The sequence below is a fragment of the Kibdelosporangium persicum genome, assembly GCF_013280595.1.
Classification (GTDB): Bacteria; Actinomycetota; Actinomycetes; order Mycobacteriales; family Pseudonocardiaceae; genus Kibdelosporangium; species Kibdelosporangium persicum.
The window spans coordinates 62662-76781 of the sequence record NZ_JAAATY010000002.1; the positions used below are offsets into that span (position 1 = coordinate 62662).

Here is a 14120-nt window from a genome sequence, read left to right on the forward strand (position 1 = left end):
ATGACTTCGGTTGTCCCCCACTACATCGACGGCGCCCGCACCACCGGTTCCTCGGTGGCCACCAGCGATGTGTTCGAGCCCGCCACCGGTGCGCTGGCCCGTAAGGTGATCCTGGCTTCACAGTCCGATGTAGACCTCGCGGTGGCCTCCTCGGTGAAGGCGGCCCGCGAGTGGGCGGAGTCGTCGTTGTCGACCCGCAGCCGGATCATGTTCGCCTTCCGCGAGCTCGTGCACTCCCACCGCGACGAACTGGCGGCTTTGATCACGTCCGAGCACGGCAAGGTCCTGTCGGACGCGGCGGGCGAGGTGCAGCGCGGGCTTGAGGTGGTGGAGTTCGCCTGCGGCATCCCGCACCTGGTCAAGGGCGAACACTCCGAGCAGGTTTCGCGAGGCGTTGACGCGTACTCGGTTCGCGAGCCGTTGGGCGTGGTCGCGGGGATCACGCCGTTCAACTTCCCCGCGATGGTCCCGATGTGGATGTTCCCGCTGGCGATCGCGGCCGGGAACGCGTTCGTGCTCAAGCCTTCCGAGCGCGACCCGTCGACCGCGGTCCGACTGGCCGAGTTGTTCACCGAGGCCGGTCTGCCCGCCGGTGTGCTGAACGTCCTGCAGGGCGACGCGACCGCGGTGAACGCCTTGCTGGATCACCGTGACGTCGCCGGGGTGTCCTTTGTCGGATCGACTCCTGTCGCGAAGCACGTGTACTCGCGGGGAACCGCGAACGGCAAGCGCGTGCAGGCCTTGGGTGGCGCCAAGAACCACATGGTGGTGCTGCCCGACGCCGACGTGGATGTCGCCGCCGACGCTGCCGTGTCCGCAGGATATGGCAGCGCTGGTGAACGATGCATGGCCATCTCGGTTGTCGTTGCCGTTGGCGACATCGCTGATTCGTTGGTCGCCGCCATTGCCGCCCGCACAAGCACTCTGGTCACCGGTCCTGGCACAGACCCCGTGTCCCAGATGGGCCCGCTGGTCACCGGTGCACACCGGGACCGAGTCGCCTCCTATGTGGACGCCGGTGTCTCCGAGGGCGCTTCGCTCGTGGTGGACGGCCGTGGCTTCACTCCGGCCAGTCATGAGGACGGCTTCTGGCTCGCGCCAACGCTGTTCGACAACGTGACTCCAGAAATGTCGATTTATCGCGACGAGATCTTCGGCCCGGTGCTGAGTGTCGTGCGCGTCCCGACGTTCGACGCGGCGGTGCAGTTGGTGAACGCCAACCCTTACGGCAACGGCACGGCGATCTACACCGGTGACGGCCTGGCGGCGCGTGAGTACCAGCGTCGCGTGCACGTGGGGATGATCGGGATCAACGTGCCGATTCCCGTGCCGATGGCGTACTACTCGTTCGGTGGCTGGAAGGACTCCTTGTTCGGCGACACCCACGTGCACGGCGCCGAGGGCGTGAAGTTCTACACGCGCGCCAAGGCCATCACGTCACGCTGGCCCCGCCAGTCCGGCATCGACCTCGGGTTCCCCACCCACGGCTGACCGGTCCCACCACTTTCCTTCCGCACGGCGGATTACGCTTCGTCATCAGGTTCACGATCGGGTGATTGCCTTGCACATCAAGGATCTTCGGAGTGTTCAGGCGTAATCTGGAGGCATGGGGGAGATCGCATCGACGCTCTGGCAGCTGAGCAACCGTGAGCTTGTCGCGCACATCTCCGCTTCCGAGGACAAGCTTCGGCGGGACTACGCCGAACACCTTGCTCTTCTGGCCGAAGCGGATGCGCGGGGTACCGCGTACGAGCTCGGCTACAGCAACACCACCGCGCTTCTGGTGCATACCCAGAACATCTCACGGCGTGAAGCCAATCAACGACTCGCCCACGCGGCTGCTCTACATGATGCGAAGACACCCACCGGCGCCGTTGCCGAGGCGTCGATGCCGTTGACTGCCAAGAAACTCGCCGCCGGTGAGGTCTGCGTCGAACAGGTCGAGGTGATCCGGAAGTTCATCGGCACTCTGGATCACCTCGAACCGGACAAGGTCGCCCTGGCTGAGGAGTTGATGATCGAGCGGGCCGCCGAGGACGATCCGAACGCACTCGCGCGGTACGGCGAACGCTGGGTGCGAGACATCGTCGACCCTGACGGGAAACCGCCGAACTTCGACGAACCCCAGCGCCCGGAGCGAGAGCTGCGGCGGCACGTGTACCGAGACGGGCGGATGCAGTTCTCAGGACGGCTCGACGCCGAGACCTCCGCACTTTTCGACCAACTGCTTGCGCCCTTTGAGAAAAACGGACCAGACGACACCCGCGGGTACGCCGAACGAGCCGGGGACGCCTTCGCCGACGTGCTGCAGAAAGCTGCCAACTGCCCGGACTTGCCCACGCACAACGGACTCAAGACCGAAGTCGCGTTCACCATCTCGATGGACGAACTGGCGAAGGCCGTGGACGAGCGCGTGCTGCCGGGGACACAGCTGACCGCCGGTGAAATGCGACGGATCGCCTGCGATTGTCACGTGCTTCCCGCTGTGATGGGTGGCGAATCAAAGCCACTGGATGTCGCGGTTCCGGCTTACGTCGTGCCCGCGCACATCCGGCGGGGCTTGGTGCTACGGGATCACGGGTGCGCCTTCCCTGGGTGCGAACGGCCGGCAAGCGTCTGCCATTCGCACCACATTCGGTCGTGGCTGCAAGGCGGTCCGACCGCGCTAGGCAACCTCGTGCTCCTCTGTGGACACCACCACCGGCTGATCCACCGCAGTGAATGGGAAGTCAAGCTGGTCGACGGCGTTCCCTGGTTCACTCCACCGGACTACGTCGACCCGGAACGGAAACCGAGACGCAACCACCTGCACCGGTTAGCCGCCGGGTGAGGCCGCGCCGGAGTGCGGCGTCACCGTGCGGCGGGGTCAACCCAGACGAGGTCGGGAGCGGCGTCCGGATCGCTCCTGACGTACATCAGCGCGTTCTCGGCTTCGGCGAGGAAGTACTGGTTGCGGCCGTTGGCCGTGATCATGTACGCGCTGTCGGGGAACTCCATGCCCCAGCCGACGACTGTGGTGTCCCCGCTCTGGTTCGTCACGACGGTGGCGAACAGGCGGGGCGCCTGCGCCGCGACGATGGCCCTGATGTCAGACATGGTTGGTCTCCTTTTCCGGGACGAGGAGGTGCCGGTGCGCGATCAACCAGATCCGGCAGGGAAACCGCCGCTGTCGCCGCCATCCCCTGCAGCCACGGCACCTGCCGTGACAGTCAGGCTGGTGCAGTTCGAGGATCTCGCGCATTGCCGAGGACAGGTTTCCCAGGTCGGCATTGCCGAGCCTGGCCAACCGGTTGATCATCGCGTCCCGGAGGACAGCGGCAAGTACGTGCGCCATCCCTGCCCACCTCCCTCTGTTACCGGAATTACCGTAGCGCCGAAAGCGGCAACATTCCTGGTAAGTCGCCCGATCAGGCGACACAATGCAGCTGGTGAGCACCTCTAGTCTTTGTTGCATGGCTGGTAACAAGACATCGACGCCAAGAGGTCTGGCTCTGGGCTCAGCGTTGCGTGAGGCACGGTTGGCCGCTGGCTACGACAACCTCACCAAGTTCGCGGAGCGACTCGGCAAGACCGCGGCGACGCTGTCCCGATGGGAGACCGGCCAGCGAACGCCACGCCCCGAGGATGTCGCACAGATCCTCACAATCCTCGGAGTCGTGGGCGAGCGGTTCGAAGATCTTGTGGCGTTGACGCGAAATGCCGACGCTTCCTCATGGCTGGCGGTGGCGATGCCGGAGCAGCGCCGTCATCTGGACGCCTTGCTACGGTTCGAGCGCGATGCGAAGACGATCATCGCGGTGGCACCGTTGCTCTTGCCAGGTTGGTTGCAGACACCTGACTATATCCGGGCAATCATGACTGCGGGCGGTGTACCCGAAGATGAGGTCGAGTCCCGCATCGCCATCCGCTTGGGCCGCCGTGAGGTACTGCGCAACACCGAAGTGACGGCTTACATCGGTCAAACGGCTCTCGTACAGCAGGTCGGCGGCAGGGAGGTGCTGCGCAGCCAGTTGATGCACTTGCTCGAAATAGGCGAACAGGTGGATTTGCGAGTGGTCCCGTTCACGGCTGGGTGGCACCCGGCGCTTGAGGGACCGTGGTACCTGATCCAGTCGGTTCGGGAGACGTTCGTCGTGTACCTGGAGACCCGTCGATCGGCTTTGTTCCTCCATGAGGAAGCTGACATCGTGGCCTACCAGGAGGCAGTGGACATGGTGCACGAAGTGGCGATGAGCCCTCAGGACTCGAAAGGGCTCATCGCAAAGGAGATCAACAACCTCAAGGAATGAGGCGTGTCATGACGGTCCCCACTGGGTGGAGAAAATCGAGCCGTAGCCAGAACGGCGGCAACTGCGTCGAGGTCCGCGCTGACCTCAGTGCCGTTCGGGACAGCAAGAACCCAGACCGGTTCATCCGCGGCGACGTAAGGGCGTTGGCGCGTGCCGTCCAGGGCGGGTTTTCCCTGCGCTAGCGGCAGAAGACGGCCGCTGCAATGGTGACCACGGCGGTGGTGGACGGGTCCCGCTCGTACGGGTTGAGCGACAGGACCAGCGACTTGCCTTTCCCGTCAGTGACGGCCAAGGTGACGTAACCGATCAGCTGCCCGGTGTGGCCCCAGACCGGCCTCGGGCCGTCGGCGCAGGGGATCGCGAACTCCTGGAGTCCCAGGCCGTAGCGGAACAGCGGATCGGCTTCGCGCGTCCGCCGCATCTCCGCGAGGCTCTCCTTGCTGGTCAGACGGCCGTCCAGCAGTGCGGTGACGAACGTGGCCAGGTCCTGCGTTGTGGAGATCATCTCACCGGCTGCCCAGTCCAGTGACGGGTCCATGTCCGTGGCGTCCACAATGGTCGGTGGAGTCGTGGGCAGCGGTTCGTAGCCGCGGGCATGGGGGACGGGCAGGAACGGGCGGTTGCCCGGCACGCTCGTGTGCCGCAGGTTGAGGGGGCGCAGGATTCGTCGCGCCACCTCTTCGCCGTACGGGCGCCCGGTGAGCTTCTCGATCAGCAGGCCGGCCACGATGTAGTTGGTGTTCGAGTAGCGCCAGGACTCGCCCGGGTTCTCGAAATCCGGGCCGTGCGCGAACGCCACATCCAGCAGTTGCATGGGCTTGTAGTCGTCGAAGCGGGCGTCGCCACGCCAGCGGTTGGTCGAGTAGCCCGGCTCGCTCATGTAGTCGTGCAGGCCGCTGGTGTGCTGGAGGATGTGCCGCACGGTGATGGTTTCGCCGTTGGGCACGACGCCTGGCAGGTGCCGCGCGATCGGGTCGTCGAGGGCCAACCTCCGCTCATCGACCAACTGCAGGACCACCGTGGCCGCGAAAGTCTTGGTGACGCTGCCGATCCGGAAATGTCCGTTGGCCACGGCCGGTGTCTTCGACGCCAGATCACGCACGCCGACAGCGTCCGACCACTGGTTCCTGCCGTCCTGGACGTGGACCAGTCCGGCCGTGATGTCACGGTCTGCGGCGAGGGCGGCCAACTGGTCGCGCAGCTCGGCTTTCGGGATGTCCGGTGTGGACACTACTGGCCCCGCGGCGAGGGCGACGGCCAAGATCGTCTTCAGGAGCATGACCGCGACGGTACGCACGGCATGCCCGGCGAACCATGGGGTTGGCCGGACAGCCGACTGCGGAATTCCGCACCTCCCGGGGTGCGCACCGCCGCAGGCGTCAGACGCTGATCCGGGCCAGCTTGCCGTTCTCCAGCGCGGTCCACACCGCACCGTCCGGGCCCATGGTGATGCCGTGGGGTTCGGAGCCGGGAGTCGGCAGTTCGTACTCGTCGATCTTGCCCGCGAGCGTGATGCAGCCGATCTTGTTGGCACCCCATTCGGTGAACCACAGCGCGCCGTCCTCGGCCGCGACGATCGCGTGTGGACGGCATTCCCTGTCAGGCAAGGGGAATTCGTCGACGTGACCGTCCACCGCGATCCGGCCGACCTGGCCCGCGCCTATCTCCACGAACCAGAGGCCGCCGTCGCCGCCGTCGGTGATGCCGACCGGCGCGGCCGCCTCGGTGGGCAGCGGGTGGATCGTCACGTCGCCGCCGAGGTCGATCCGGCCGATCGCGTTCGCCTGGTTGAGGGTGAACCACAGGCCGTTGTCCGGGCCCGCTGTCAGGTGGCCGGGGTACGCGCCCGCGACCGGCAGCGGGAACTCCGTGATCTCGCCGTCCGGGGTGATCCGGCCGATCCGGTCGAGGTTGATCTCGGTGAACCACAGCGCCCCGTCGGCGCCGGACGCGATGCCGTACGGCTGGGCGTCGGCCGTGGGGAGTTCGAACTCGGTCAGGGCGCCGTCGACCGCGATCCGGCCGATCTTGTGGCCCTTGAGCTGCGTGAACCACAGTGCGCCGTCGGGGCCCAGCGTGATCACCGTCGGCTCGCTGCCGGGCGCCACCGCGAACTCGCGGACCTCACCCGCCTGGAACCGGCCGATCTTCCCGGCGTGCACCAGGGTGAACCACAAAGCGCCGTCAGGGCCGGACGTGATCCCGTAGGGACCCGCGTCCGGCCCTGACACCTCGAACTCCTCGATCATGCCCCGACCATACGGCCCTAGGCGTCAATCTTCTCGCGATCCACCGGACGGCGGGTCAGCCTGCGGATCAGCGGCCAGGCCAGGATCGCCACGATGACCACGTAGACGATCACCGACATCGGGGTGTTGACCAGGCCGCTGACCTGCCCGTCGCTGATCTGCAGCGCCCGCCGCAGCTGCTGCTCGGCGGCCGGGCCGAGGATCACGCCGATGACCGCCGGGAGCACCGGCAGGCCGTACCGGCGCATCGCCAGGCCGAGCAGGCCGATGACGAACAGCACGATCAGGTCGACGACGTCACCGCTGACCGCGTAGGCACCGACGCTGGCGAAGAACAGGATGCCTGCGTAGAGGTACGGCCGTGGGATGCGCAGCAGCTTCGCCCACACCGGAGCCAGCGGCAGGTTGAGCACGAGCAACAGCACCAGTGCGATGAACAGGCTGGCGATCAGGCCCCACACCAGACCGGACTCACGCTCGAACAACAGCGGGCCCGGCTGGATGCCGTACTGCTGGAACGCCGCCAGCATCACGGCCGCGACAGCCGTGGTCGGCAGGCCCAGGGTGAGCATCGACGTCAGCGTGCCGGACGCGGACGCCGAAGCCGTGGCCTCCGGACCGGCGACGCCCTCGATGGCGCCCTTGCCCCACTCGTCCTTGTTCTTCGACAGCCGCCGTTCGGTCACGTACGACAGGAACGTGGGAATCTCCGCGCCACCAGCGGGGATCGCGCCGAACGGGAACCCGATGAACGGGCCGCGGGCCCACGGTTTCCACGACCGCCGAACGTCCTCGCGGCCCAGCCACGGACGGCCGACCGGGATCGGCTCGGCCTGGATGCGCCGCAGGTGCGCGGCCACCCAGAGCGACTCGCCGACCGCGAACAACGCGACCGCGACGATCACGACGTCGATGCCGTCGGACAGGTGCAGCGACCCGAACGTCAGCCGCTGCTGGCCGGTCATCTCGTCCAGTCCGATCAGGCCGATCGCGAGGCCGATCAGCAGGGACGCGAAGCCGCGGATCCGCGACTTGCCGAGCACCGACGTGACCGAGATGAACGCCAGCAGCATGATCGCGAAGAAGTCCGGCGCGCCGATGCCGACCGCCAGCTTCGCGACCGTGGGCGCCAGCAGTACCAACAACAGGGTGCCGATCACGCCGCCGACGAAGTGCCCGATCGCCGCCGCGGCAAGGGCTTGCGAGCCACGGCCGCGCTTGGCCATCGGGTTGCCCTCGATCGCCGTGACCACCGCCGCGGTCTCACCCGGCGTGTTCAACAGGATCGACGTGGTCGAGCCGCCGAACATGCTGCCGTAGTAGATGCCCGCGAACATGATGAACGCGCCGGTCGGGTCGAGGCCGTACGTGACGGGCAGCAAGAGGGCGACGGCCATGGCGGCGCCGATTCCCGGCAGGACGCCGATGGCCGTGCCGAGCAGTACGCCGATCACGGCGTACATCAGGTTGACGGGAGTCAACGCGGTCCCGAAACCGTCGATCAGAGAGGCGAAGGAACCCATCAGAGCACTCCCATCAGCGGCCCGCCCGGCAAGGACACCCCGAGCAGGTCGTTGAACACGAAATAGGTGACGAGCGAGAGCCCGGCCGCGACGAGCGGGTCACGCACGAAATCACGGCTGCCCAAGGCATACGCCGCGCCCCAGAACAACACGGTCCCGGAGATCGGGAAACCCACCAGCCCGATCAGCACGACGTTCGCCAGAAAAGCCGCGGCCAGCAACAACACTGTCCGCCAGTCACCGGGCGCGCTCAGGTCGATGTCCTCGCCGCCCTCCGCTTCCCCCTTGCCACCGCGCAGCACGTCCCTCGCCAGCAACAGGGCGACCAGGATCAACGCGCTGCCGACCACGATCGGGACCACGTCCGGGCCGATCCCTCGCTCGGTCGGGATCTCCGGCAGGCCGATCGCGTCGACGAGCACAAGGACACCGAGTGCCGCAAGCACGACGCTGATGCCGAGCTCGGAGTACTCCTTGAGCCAGGACTTTCGCTCCACTGTGGACGTGCTCATACCAGCCCCAGCTCCTTCAGCGTCGAGGCGACCCGGTCGTTCTCGGCGGCCAGGAACCTGCCGAACTCCTCACCGGGCTGGAACGCCGACGTCCAGCCGTTGCGCTTGAGCACTTCCTGCCACTGCGCCGACGAGGTCAGCCTGGTGAACAGGGTGACCAGCCTGGTCCGCTCGCTCTCGGTGATGCCCGGCGGCGCGACCATGCCGCGCCAGTTGGTGAACACGACGTCCACACCGGACTCGGTCAGCGTCGGCGCGTTCACCCCGGGCAGCCGGTCCTTGCTGGTCACCGCGAGCACCCTGAGCTCACCGGCCTGGATCTGGTCGCGGTACTCGCCGATCCCCGAGACACCGAAGGCGATCTTGCCGCCGAGCACGGACGCCAGCAGCTCGCCGCCACCGTCGAAGGGCACGTAGTTGACCTGGCGCGGGTCCAGCCCGGCCGCCTTGGCCATCAACATCGGCGCCAGGTGGTCCGGGCCGCCCGCGCGGGAACCGCCGCCGACCGGCAGGGCACCGGGATCGGCCTTCCACGCCCGCAGCAGCTGGCCGATGTCCTGGTACGGCGAGTCCTTGCTGACCACGACGATGTCGGGTTCCTCGATCAGCTTCGCGATCGGTGTCGTGTCGGCCAGCGACGACGGGGACTTGTTCGTGTAGACCGCGCCGACGACACCGAGGCCCATGGACATCACGAGCTTGCCGTTGCCGCGCTCGTTGACCATCCGGCCGAGGCCGACCGTGCCACCCGCACCGGGCAGGTTGAACACCTCGATCCGGCGGGACAGGTCCGCCTCCTCGATCGCCTTGGCGGCGTTGCGCGCGGTGACGTCGTAACCACCACCCGGCGCGTTGGGCACCAGTACCCGGAGGCCGCGCACCTGGTCGCCCACGTCGTCGTCACTGCCGGAACTCAGCAGCGGTGGGATCAGCAGCAGGGCTGCGATCGCACCGAGCACGGCAAGCAGGGTATTCGCTCGCACGTCGCGACACCTCACCTCTCTGTGACTTCGCCGACTGCGTTGACTTATGTTGCACGCGGTTTACGGTGATGTCGCGCTTAGGCGCGTATCGAAGTTTTCGGTCCTTGTGTTCACGAGGAGGTGTGCATGGGCGTCAAGGGCTCGCTGGCCCGCCAGCTGCTGGCGTGGCAGGTGGTGATCGTGGCCGCCCTGCTCAGCTCCGTCGCGGTGTTCTCGACCATCCAGGCGAACGAGACCTTCATGGACGTCGAAGGACGCCGGATGCTGCTCGCCGCGGAGAACCTGGCGGCCACGCCGACGGTCCGCGGCACCGACGACAAGCCGCCGATCCCCGGCGCGCTCGCCGATCCGCTGCGCTACCAGCTCCTGCCGGGCTTCGGCGAGACCACACGCAGCCTGTCCGGTGCCGACAACGTCACGTTCGCGCTACCGGATCTGACCGTCGTGAGCTCGACCGTGCCGAACCGCATCGGATCGAAGCTGCCCGTCGACGGCAGCACGATCACAAATGGACGGTCGTGGGTCGGCGTGATCGACGACTCCCTTGTCGCGCACGTGCCCGTGATCGACAACAACCACCAGGTGACCGGCGTCGTCGCGGTCGGTGTGGAGACTCCCGGGTTCTTCGCCGGGATCGTGGAGTCGCCGACGAGTGCGCTCGCCCTGCTCGGACTGGCCACTGTGCTCGGTGTGGTCGGCTCACTCCTGCTGGCTCAGCGGGTGAAGAAGCAGACGCTCGGCCTGGAACCCGCCGAGATCACCTCGCTGGTGGAACAGCGGGAGGCCATGCTGCACGGGATCAAGGAAGGCGTTGTCGGCCTCGACCGCAACGACCGGATCATCCTGGTGAACGACCACGCCAGGACGCTGCTGTCGATCCCGCCGGACAGCGTCGGCAAGTCCGTGTCCGATTTGGACTTCAACGAGCGGATGACGGACGTGCTGACCGGGCGCTCGGCCGGGGCGGACCAGATCGTGCTGCGCAGGGGCCGCGTGCTGACGATGAACCGGATGCCGATCACGCTGCACGACCAGTCGATCGGTTCGGTGGTGACGATGCGGGACCGGACCGAGATGGTCGCACTGCAGACCGAACTGGCCGCGACCCAGAACGCCACGGACACCCTGCGTGCGCAGGCGCACGAGTTCTCCAACCGCCTGCACACCATCTCGGGCCTGATCGAACTTGGCGAGTACGACGAAGTGAGGCAGTTCATCACCACGGTGTCCAACACACAGCAGCAGTGGCACGCCGAGGTGAGCTCGCGGATCGACGACTCGGCGGTGGCGGCCTTGCTGATCGCCAAGGCCAGCGTGGCCGCGGAACACGGCGTCGGCCTGCGGCTGTCCCCCGGCAGCCGCTTGTCCGAAGTAGACTCGGCGCTGTCCGCCGATCTGGTCACCGTCCTGGGCAACCTGGTGGACAATGCCGTGGACGCGCTCGGCGGAGTGCGGGACGGGTGGATCGAGGTGCACATCAGCGAGCTCGACGACGCGATCCGGGTCGTGGTGCGCGACTCGGGGCCGGGCGTGGCCCCGGAGATCGCGCGGGAGGTGTTCCGCAACGGATTCACCACCAAGGCGGCGGAGCAGGGCGGTCAACGCGGCCTCGGCCTGGCGCTGGCGCGGCAGACGTGCATCCGCCGGCAGGGGTGGATCGACGTGCACAACGAAGGGGGCGCGGTGTTCACCGCGCTGGTGCCCCGATGATCAGGGTACTGGTGGTCGACGACGACTTCATGGTCGCCAAGGTCCACAGTGGATACGTGTCCCGGACGCCCGGCTTCGAAGTGGTCGGCGTGGCCCACACCGGCGCCGACGCGTTGCGCCTGGCCCAGGAACTGCGGCCCGACCTGGTCCTGCTGGACATCTACCTGCCGGACATGGACGGACTCGCCGTCCTGCAGGAACTCCGCTCAAGCCAAGGCGACACGGACGTCATCGTGATCAGTGCCGCCAACGACGTGGACACTGTACGGCGAGCGATGCGCGGAGGCGTACTGCACTACCTGATCAAGCCGTTCTCCTACTCGGCCTTGTTCGACCAGCTCCGGCACTTCGCCGCCCTGCACGAGAAACTCGACCGTCTGGCAGTCGCCGGGCAGGCCGACGTGGACCAGGTCTTCGGAGCACGACCGCGCGGCGCGTCCACTTTGCCCAAGGGGCTCACCGAGCAGACCGCGGAGTTGGTGGAACGCGTGATGCGGCAACACCCGGAAGGCCTGTCGGCCACGGAATGCGCGCAGCTGACGGAGTTGTCGCGGGTGTCGGCCCGGCGCTACCTCGAGCACTTCACCGAGTCCGGCAAGGTCGACGTGACCCTGAAGTACGGCGGTACCGGCCGCCCGGAACGCCGCTACCGCTGGCAGAGCTAGCCGAACACCTCGCGCAGCACACCGGGATCGACCGTCCAGTTGCCGACGAGTTCACCGGCCGCGCGGTCCATGTCGCGTTCGAGGATCGCCTTGGCGATCAGCCGGTGCTCGGTCTCCGCGCGCATGATCCGCTTGCGGCTGGTGAAGTAGGCGAACTCGTAACGGTGGACGACCGTCTTCTGCGCTTTGATCAACTGGAGCAGGCGCTTGTTCGGGCAGGACTTGAGCAGTTCGTCGTGCCACTGGTCGTCGATCCTGCCCGCTTCGAGCGGATCGACGTCCAGCATGCGCTGGGCCAGTTCGTTCAGCCGCGGCACGCTTTCGGCCAGCACCTGGATGTCGCACTGGCGCAGCGCGAACGCCTCAAGGGCGCCGATGATCGGGTACGTCTCCTTGACCTCGTCGACGGTCAGCGGCAGCAGCCAGAAGCCACGGTTGGGGCGTAGTTCGAGCACACCTTCCTGGGCCAGACCCGCCAGGGCCTCGCGCAGCGGCGTACGGCTGACGCCCAGCTCGTCGGCCAGTTCGCCCTCGTTGATCCGTTCGCCGACCGGGTGGTCGCCACGGACCAGCCTGGTCAGCACTTCGTCGCGGATCTGCTCGCGCAACGGCCGCCTGGTGATCGTCATGAACACAGAGTACTACATGCTGAACACAGAGTGCTGTATGTAGCACTTTAAATTCTGAATTCAGAATGTAGAGTGCAGGGCATGTACCTCAATCCGTCAGCCACTTCCTGGACCGCGCCGGTCACCGACCCGGACGGCGATCCGAGGACGGTGCACCGCGCCCTGCCCGGGTTCGCGCCCACCCCGCTGATCGAAATCCCCGAGCTGGCGACGGAACTCGGCGTCGGCCGGCTCCTGGTGAAGGACGAACACATCCGGGCCGGGCTGCCGTCGTTCAAGATCCTCGGCGCGGCCTGGGCCGTCTTCCGCGGACTCGGCGGCACCACGGGCACGTTCGAAGACCTCAAGATCGACCCGGACACCACGCTGGTCAGCGCCACCGCGGGCAACCACGGCCGAGCCGTCGCCTACCTCGCCAAACTGCTGGGCATCAAGGCGCACATCTTCATCCCGGCAGGGACCGCGCCCGGACGAATCGAAGCGATCCGCTCGGAAGGCGCACTGGTGGACGTCGTCGACGGCGACTACCGCGTCGCCGTGGCCCAAGCGACAGCCCGAGCCGACCAGGACCCGAAAGCACTGCACGCCGCGGACGTCGGCAACTCGATGACGCCGGTCTGGGCGACCCAGGGCTACCGGACGATCATGCACGAGATCGACGACCAACTCGCCGGGGTCGAACCGGATCTGGTGGTCGTCCCGGTAGGCGCCGGATCGTTCGCCTCGACGGTCGTGAGCCACTACCGGAGCGACGGACCCCGGCCCGCAATCCTGACCGTCGAACCGGATTCAGCGGCCTGCCTGCTGAAGTCGTTGCAGGCGGGCGAACCCGTCACCGTGCCAGGCCCACACCCTTCGGTGATGGCGGGTTTGAACGCGGGCGACGTTGACGGGCACGCGTGGCCGGTGCTGAAGCACGGCGTCGACTCGGCGATCACGGTCACCGATGAGGACGCCCACGAGGCCATGCGGACCCTCGCCGCGGCGAACGTCGTCGCGGGCGAATGCGGCGCGGCGAGCCTCGCGGGCGCACGGAACTTCCTTGCCACACAAAAACTACGGCCCGATGCCGTGGTCGTATTGATCAGCACTGAGGGCGTACACGACCAAGCCGCGTACGACGCCGTGATCAGTCGCTGAACGACGCGCGGCGCGAGCGCTTCGTCTCGCCACGCCGGCGCTTGGCGTCGAGACGCCGCTCCTTCGCCGCCCGGCTGGGCCGGGTCGGGCGCCGTTTGGGCGGTGGCGCCTCCGCGGCACTGCGCAACAACGCCGCGAGCCGTTCCCGCGCGGCCTGCCGATTCGCAAGCTGCGCACGGAATTCACTCGCCGCGACCGTCACCACCCCGTCGACGAGCCTGCGGTCGAGCCGTTCGAGGATACGCGGACGCAAAGTGTCCGGAATGGACGGTGAACCGACCACGTCGAACGACAGCTCCACCCGGCTGTCCGTGGTGTTCACCCCCTGCCCACCTGGTCCGGACGACCGAGAGAAGCGTTCGCGCAACTCGGCCGCTGGGATCACCAGCGCACCCGTCACGAACAAGTCCTCAGCCATAC

The 14120-nt window shown here is 67.2% G+C and carries 16 protein-coding genes; 7 read left to right on the top strand and 9 right to left on the bottom strand.

The window, feature by feature from the left end:
• Both GC106_RS04815 and GC106_RS04820 read left to right on the top strand, forming a co-directional pair.
• The gene (locus GC106_RS04815; RefSeq protein ID WP_173124850.1) at positions 1 to 1491 is read left to right on the top strand and encodes a CoA-acylating methylmalonate-semialdehyde dehydrogenase; all 1491 of its coding nucleotides are present in this window, start codon (positions 1 to 3) and stop codon (positions 1489 to 1491) included.
• A gap of 115 nt (positions 1492 to 1606) precedes the next feature.
• Positions 1607 to 2830 (top strand): HNH endonuclease signature motif containing protein, encoded by a 1224-nt coding sequence (locus GC106_RS04820; protein WP_173124852.1) that lies wholly within the window; start codon positions 1607 to 1609, stop codon positions 2828 to 2830.
• 20 nt (positions 2831 to 2850) lie between these two features.
• Here the strand turns inward: GC106_RS04820 and GC106_RS04825 are convergent, their stop codons facing one another.
• Positions 2851 to 3096, bottom strand: coding sequence for a hypothetical protein (locus tag GC106_RS04825; RefSeq protein WP_173124854.1), 246 nt, complete (start codon positions 3094 to 3096; stop codon positions 2851 to 2853).
• Complete coding sequence (locus GC106_RS04830) at positions 3089 to 3334, bottom strand: hypothetical protein (protein WP_173124856.1); 246 nt, start codon at positions 3332 to 3334, stop codon at positions 3089 to 3091. Before GC106_RS04830 ends, GC106_RS04825 begins: the two co-directional genes overlap by 8 nt.
• Before the next feature lie 118 nt (positions 3335 to 3452).
• Between GC106_RS04830 and GC106_RS04835 the strand changes: the two genes are divergently transcribed.
• Together GC106_RS04835 and GC106_RS04840 are read left to right on the top strand one after the other, a co-directional pair.
• Complete coding sequence (locus GC106_RS04835; RefSeq protein WP_173124858.1) at positions 3453 to 4289, top strand: helix-turn-helix domain-containing protein; 837 nt, start codon at positions 3453 to 3455, stop codon at positions 4287 to 4289.
• An 8-nt stretch (positions 4290 to 4297) separates the two neighbouring features.
• Positions 4298 to 4471: a DUF397 domain-containing protein gene (locus GC106_RS04840; protein ID WP_173124860.1), complete on the top strand. Its 174-nt coding sequence runs from the start codon at positions 4298 to 4300 to the stop codon at positions 4469 to 4471.
• On the opposite strand, the gene GC106_RS04845 is transcribed toward GC106_RS04840, so the two are convergent.
• From GC106_RS04845 to GC106_RS04865, 5 genes are all read right to left on the bottom strand, one after another.
• Positions 4468 to 5568, bottom strand: a complete 1101-nt coding sequence (locus GC106_RS04845) for a serine hydrolase domain-containing protein (RefSeq protein WP_173124862.1) — start codon at positions 5566 to 5568, stop codon at positions 4468 to 4470. The genes GC106_RS04840 and GC106_RS04845 overlap by 4 nt on opposite strands.
• A 100-nt stretch (positions 5569 to 5668) precedes the next feature.
• Positions 5669 to 6538, bottom strand: coding sequence for a Vgb family protein (locus GC106_RS04850; RefSeq protein WP_173124864.1), 870 nt, complete (start codon positions 6536 to 6538; stop codon positions 5669 to 5671).
• A gap of 17 nt (positions 6539 to 6555) precedes the next feature.
• Positions 6556 to 8061 (bottom strand): tripartite tricarboxylate transporter permease, encoded by a 1506-nt coding sequence (locus tag GC106_RS04855; RefSeq protein WP_173124866.1) that lies wholly within the window; start codon positions 8059 to 8061, stop codon positions 6556 to 6558.
• Positions 8061 to 8573, bottom strand: a complete 513-nt coding sequence (locus GC106_RS04860) for a tripartite tricarboxylate transporter TctB family protein (protein ID WP_173124868.1) — start codon at positions 8571 to 8573, stop codon at positions 8061 to 8063. The genes GC106_RS04855 and GC106_RS04860 overlap by 1 nt, the downstream gene beginning before the upstream one ends.
• Positions 8570 to 9556, bottom strand: a complete 987-nt coding sequence (locus GC106_RS04865; RefSeq protein ID WP_173124870.1) for a Bug family tripartite tricarboxylate transporter substrate binding protein — start codon at positions 9554 to 9556, stop codon at positions 8570 to 8572. Before GC106_RS04865 ends, GC106_RS04860 begins: the two co-directional genes overlap by 4 nt.
• Before the next feature lie 126 nt (positions 9557 to 9682).
• Here GC106_RS04865 and GC106_RS04870 point away from each other — a divergent pair, with 126 nt between their 5' ends.
• Both GC106_RS04870 and GC106_RS04875 read left to right on the top strand, forming a co-directional pair.
• On the top strand, positions 9683 to 11266 hold the full coding sequence (locus GC106_RS04870; protein WP_173124872.1) for a sensor histidine kinase: 1584 nt from the start codon (positions 9683 to 9685) through the stop codon (positions 11264 to 11266).
• Positions 11263 to 11931, top strand: coding sequence for a response regulator (locus tag GC106_RS04875; protein WP_173124874.1), 669 nt, complete (start codon positions 11263 to 11265; stop codon positions 11929 to 11931). Before GC106_RS04870 ends, GC106_RS04875 begins: the two co-directional genes overlap by 4 nt.
• Here GC106_RS04875 and GC106_RS04880 read toward each other — a convergent pair.
• Positions 11928 to 12560 (bottom strand): GntR family transcriptional regulator, encoded by a 633-nt coding sequence (locus GC106_RS04880; RefSeq protein WP_173124876.1) that lies wholly within the window; start codon positions 12558 to 12560, stop codon positions 11928 to 11930. The genes GC106_RS04875 and GC106_RS04880 overlap by 4 nt on opposite strands.
• Before the next feature lie 81 nt (positions 12561 to 12641).
• On the opposite strand from GC106_RS04880, the gene GC106_RS04885 reads away from it, so the two are divergent.
• A complete protein-coding gene (locus GC106_RS04885) occupies positions 12642 to 13700 on the top strand; it encodes a pyridoxal-phosphate dependent enzyme (protein WP_173124878.1) in 1059 nt (352 codons plus the stop codon).
• On the opposite strand, the gene arfB is transcribed toward GC106_RS04885, so the two are convergent.
• Complete coding sequence (gene arfB, locus GC106_RS04890; RefSeq protein WP_173124880.1) at positions 13690 to 14118, bottom strand: alternative ribosome rescue aminoacyl-tRNA hydrolase ArfB; 429 nt, start codon at positions 14116 to 14118, stop codon at positions 13690 to 13692. The genes GC106_RS04885 and arfB overlap by 11 nt on opposite strands.
• Positions 14119 to 14120: the final 2 nt, after the last annotated feature.

Excerpts from the sequence above, each read along its gene's own strand:
- GC106_RS04885 (WP_173124878.1), top strand. The coding sequence starts at position 12,642 with ATGTACCTCAATCCGTCAGCCACTTCCTGGACCGCGCCGGTCACCGAC.
- GC106_RS04875 (WP_173124874.1), top strand. The coding sequence starts at position 11,263 with ATGATCAGGGTACTGGTGGTCGACGACGACTTCATGGTCGCCAAGGTC.
- GC106_RS04840 (WP_173124860.1), top strand. The coding sequence starts at position 4,298 with ATGACGGTCCCCACTGGGTGGAGAAAATCGAGCCGTAGCCAGAACGGC.
- GC106_RS04870 (WP_173124872.1), top strand. The coding sequence starts at position 9,683 with ATGGGCGTCAAGGGCTCGCTGGCCCGCCAGCTGCTGGCGTGGCAGGTG.
- GC106_RS04830 (WP_173124856.1), bottom strand. The coding sequence starts at position 3,334 with ATGGCGCACGTACTTGCCGCTGTCCTCCGGGACGCGATGATCAACCGG.
- GC106_RS04820 (WP_173124852.1), top strand. The coding sequence starts at position 1,607 with ATGGGGGAGATCGCATCGACGCTCTGGCAGCTGAGCAACCGTGAGCTT.
- GC106_RS04845 (WP_173124862.1), bottom strand. The coding sequence starts at position 5,568 with ATGCTCCTGAAGACGATCTTGGCCGTCGCCCTCGCCGCGGGGCCAGTA.
- arfB (WP_173124880.1), bottom strand. The coding sequence starts at position 14,118 with ATGGCTGAGGACTTGTTCGTGACGGGTGCGCTGGTGATCCCAGCGGCC.
- GC106_RS04815 (WP_173124850.1), top strand. The coding sequence starts at position 1 with ATGACTTCGGTTGTCCCCCACTACATCGACGGCGCCCGCACCACCGGT.
- GC106_RS04880 (WP_173124876.1), bottom strand. The coding sequence starts at position 12,560 with ATGACGATCACCAGGCGGCCGTTGCGCGAGCAGATCCGCGACGAAGTG.
- GC106_RS04860 (WP_173124868.1), bottom strand. The coding sequence starts at position 8,573 with ATGAGCACGTCCACAGTGGAGCGAAAGTCCTGGCTCAAGGAGTACTCC.
- GC106_RS04825 (WP_173124854.1), bottom strand. The coding sequence starts at position 3,096 with ATGTCTGACATCAGGGCCATCGTCGCGGCGCAGGCGCCCCGCCTGTTC.
- GC106_RS04850 (WP_173124864.1), bottom strand. The coding sequence starts at position 6,538 with ATGATCGAGGAGTTCGAGGTGTCAGGGCCGGACGCGGGTCCCTACGGG.
- GC106_RS04835 (WP_173124858.1), top strand. The coding sequence starts at position 3,453 with ATGGCTGGTAACAAGACATCGACGCCAAGAGGTCTGGCTCTGGGCTCA.
- GC106_RS04855 (WP_173124866.1), bottom strand. The coding sequence starts at position 8,061 with ATGGGTTCCTTCGCCTCTCTGATCGACGGTTTCGGGACCGCGTTGACT.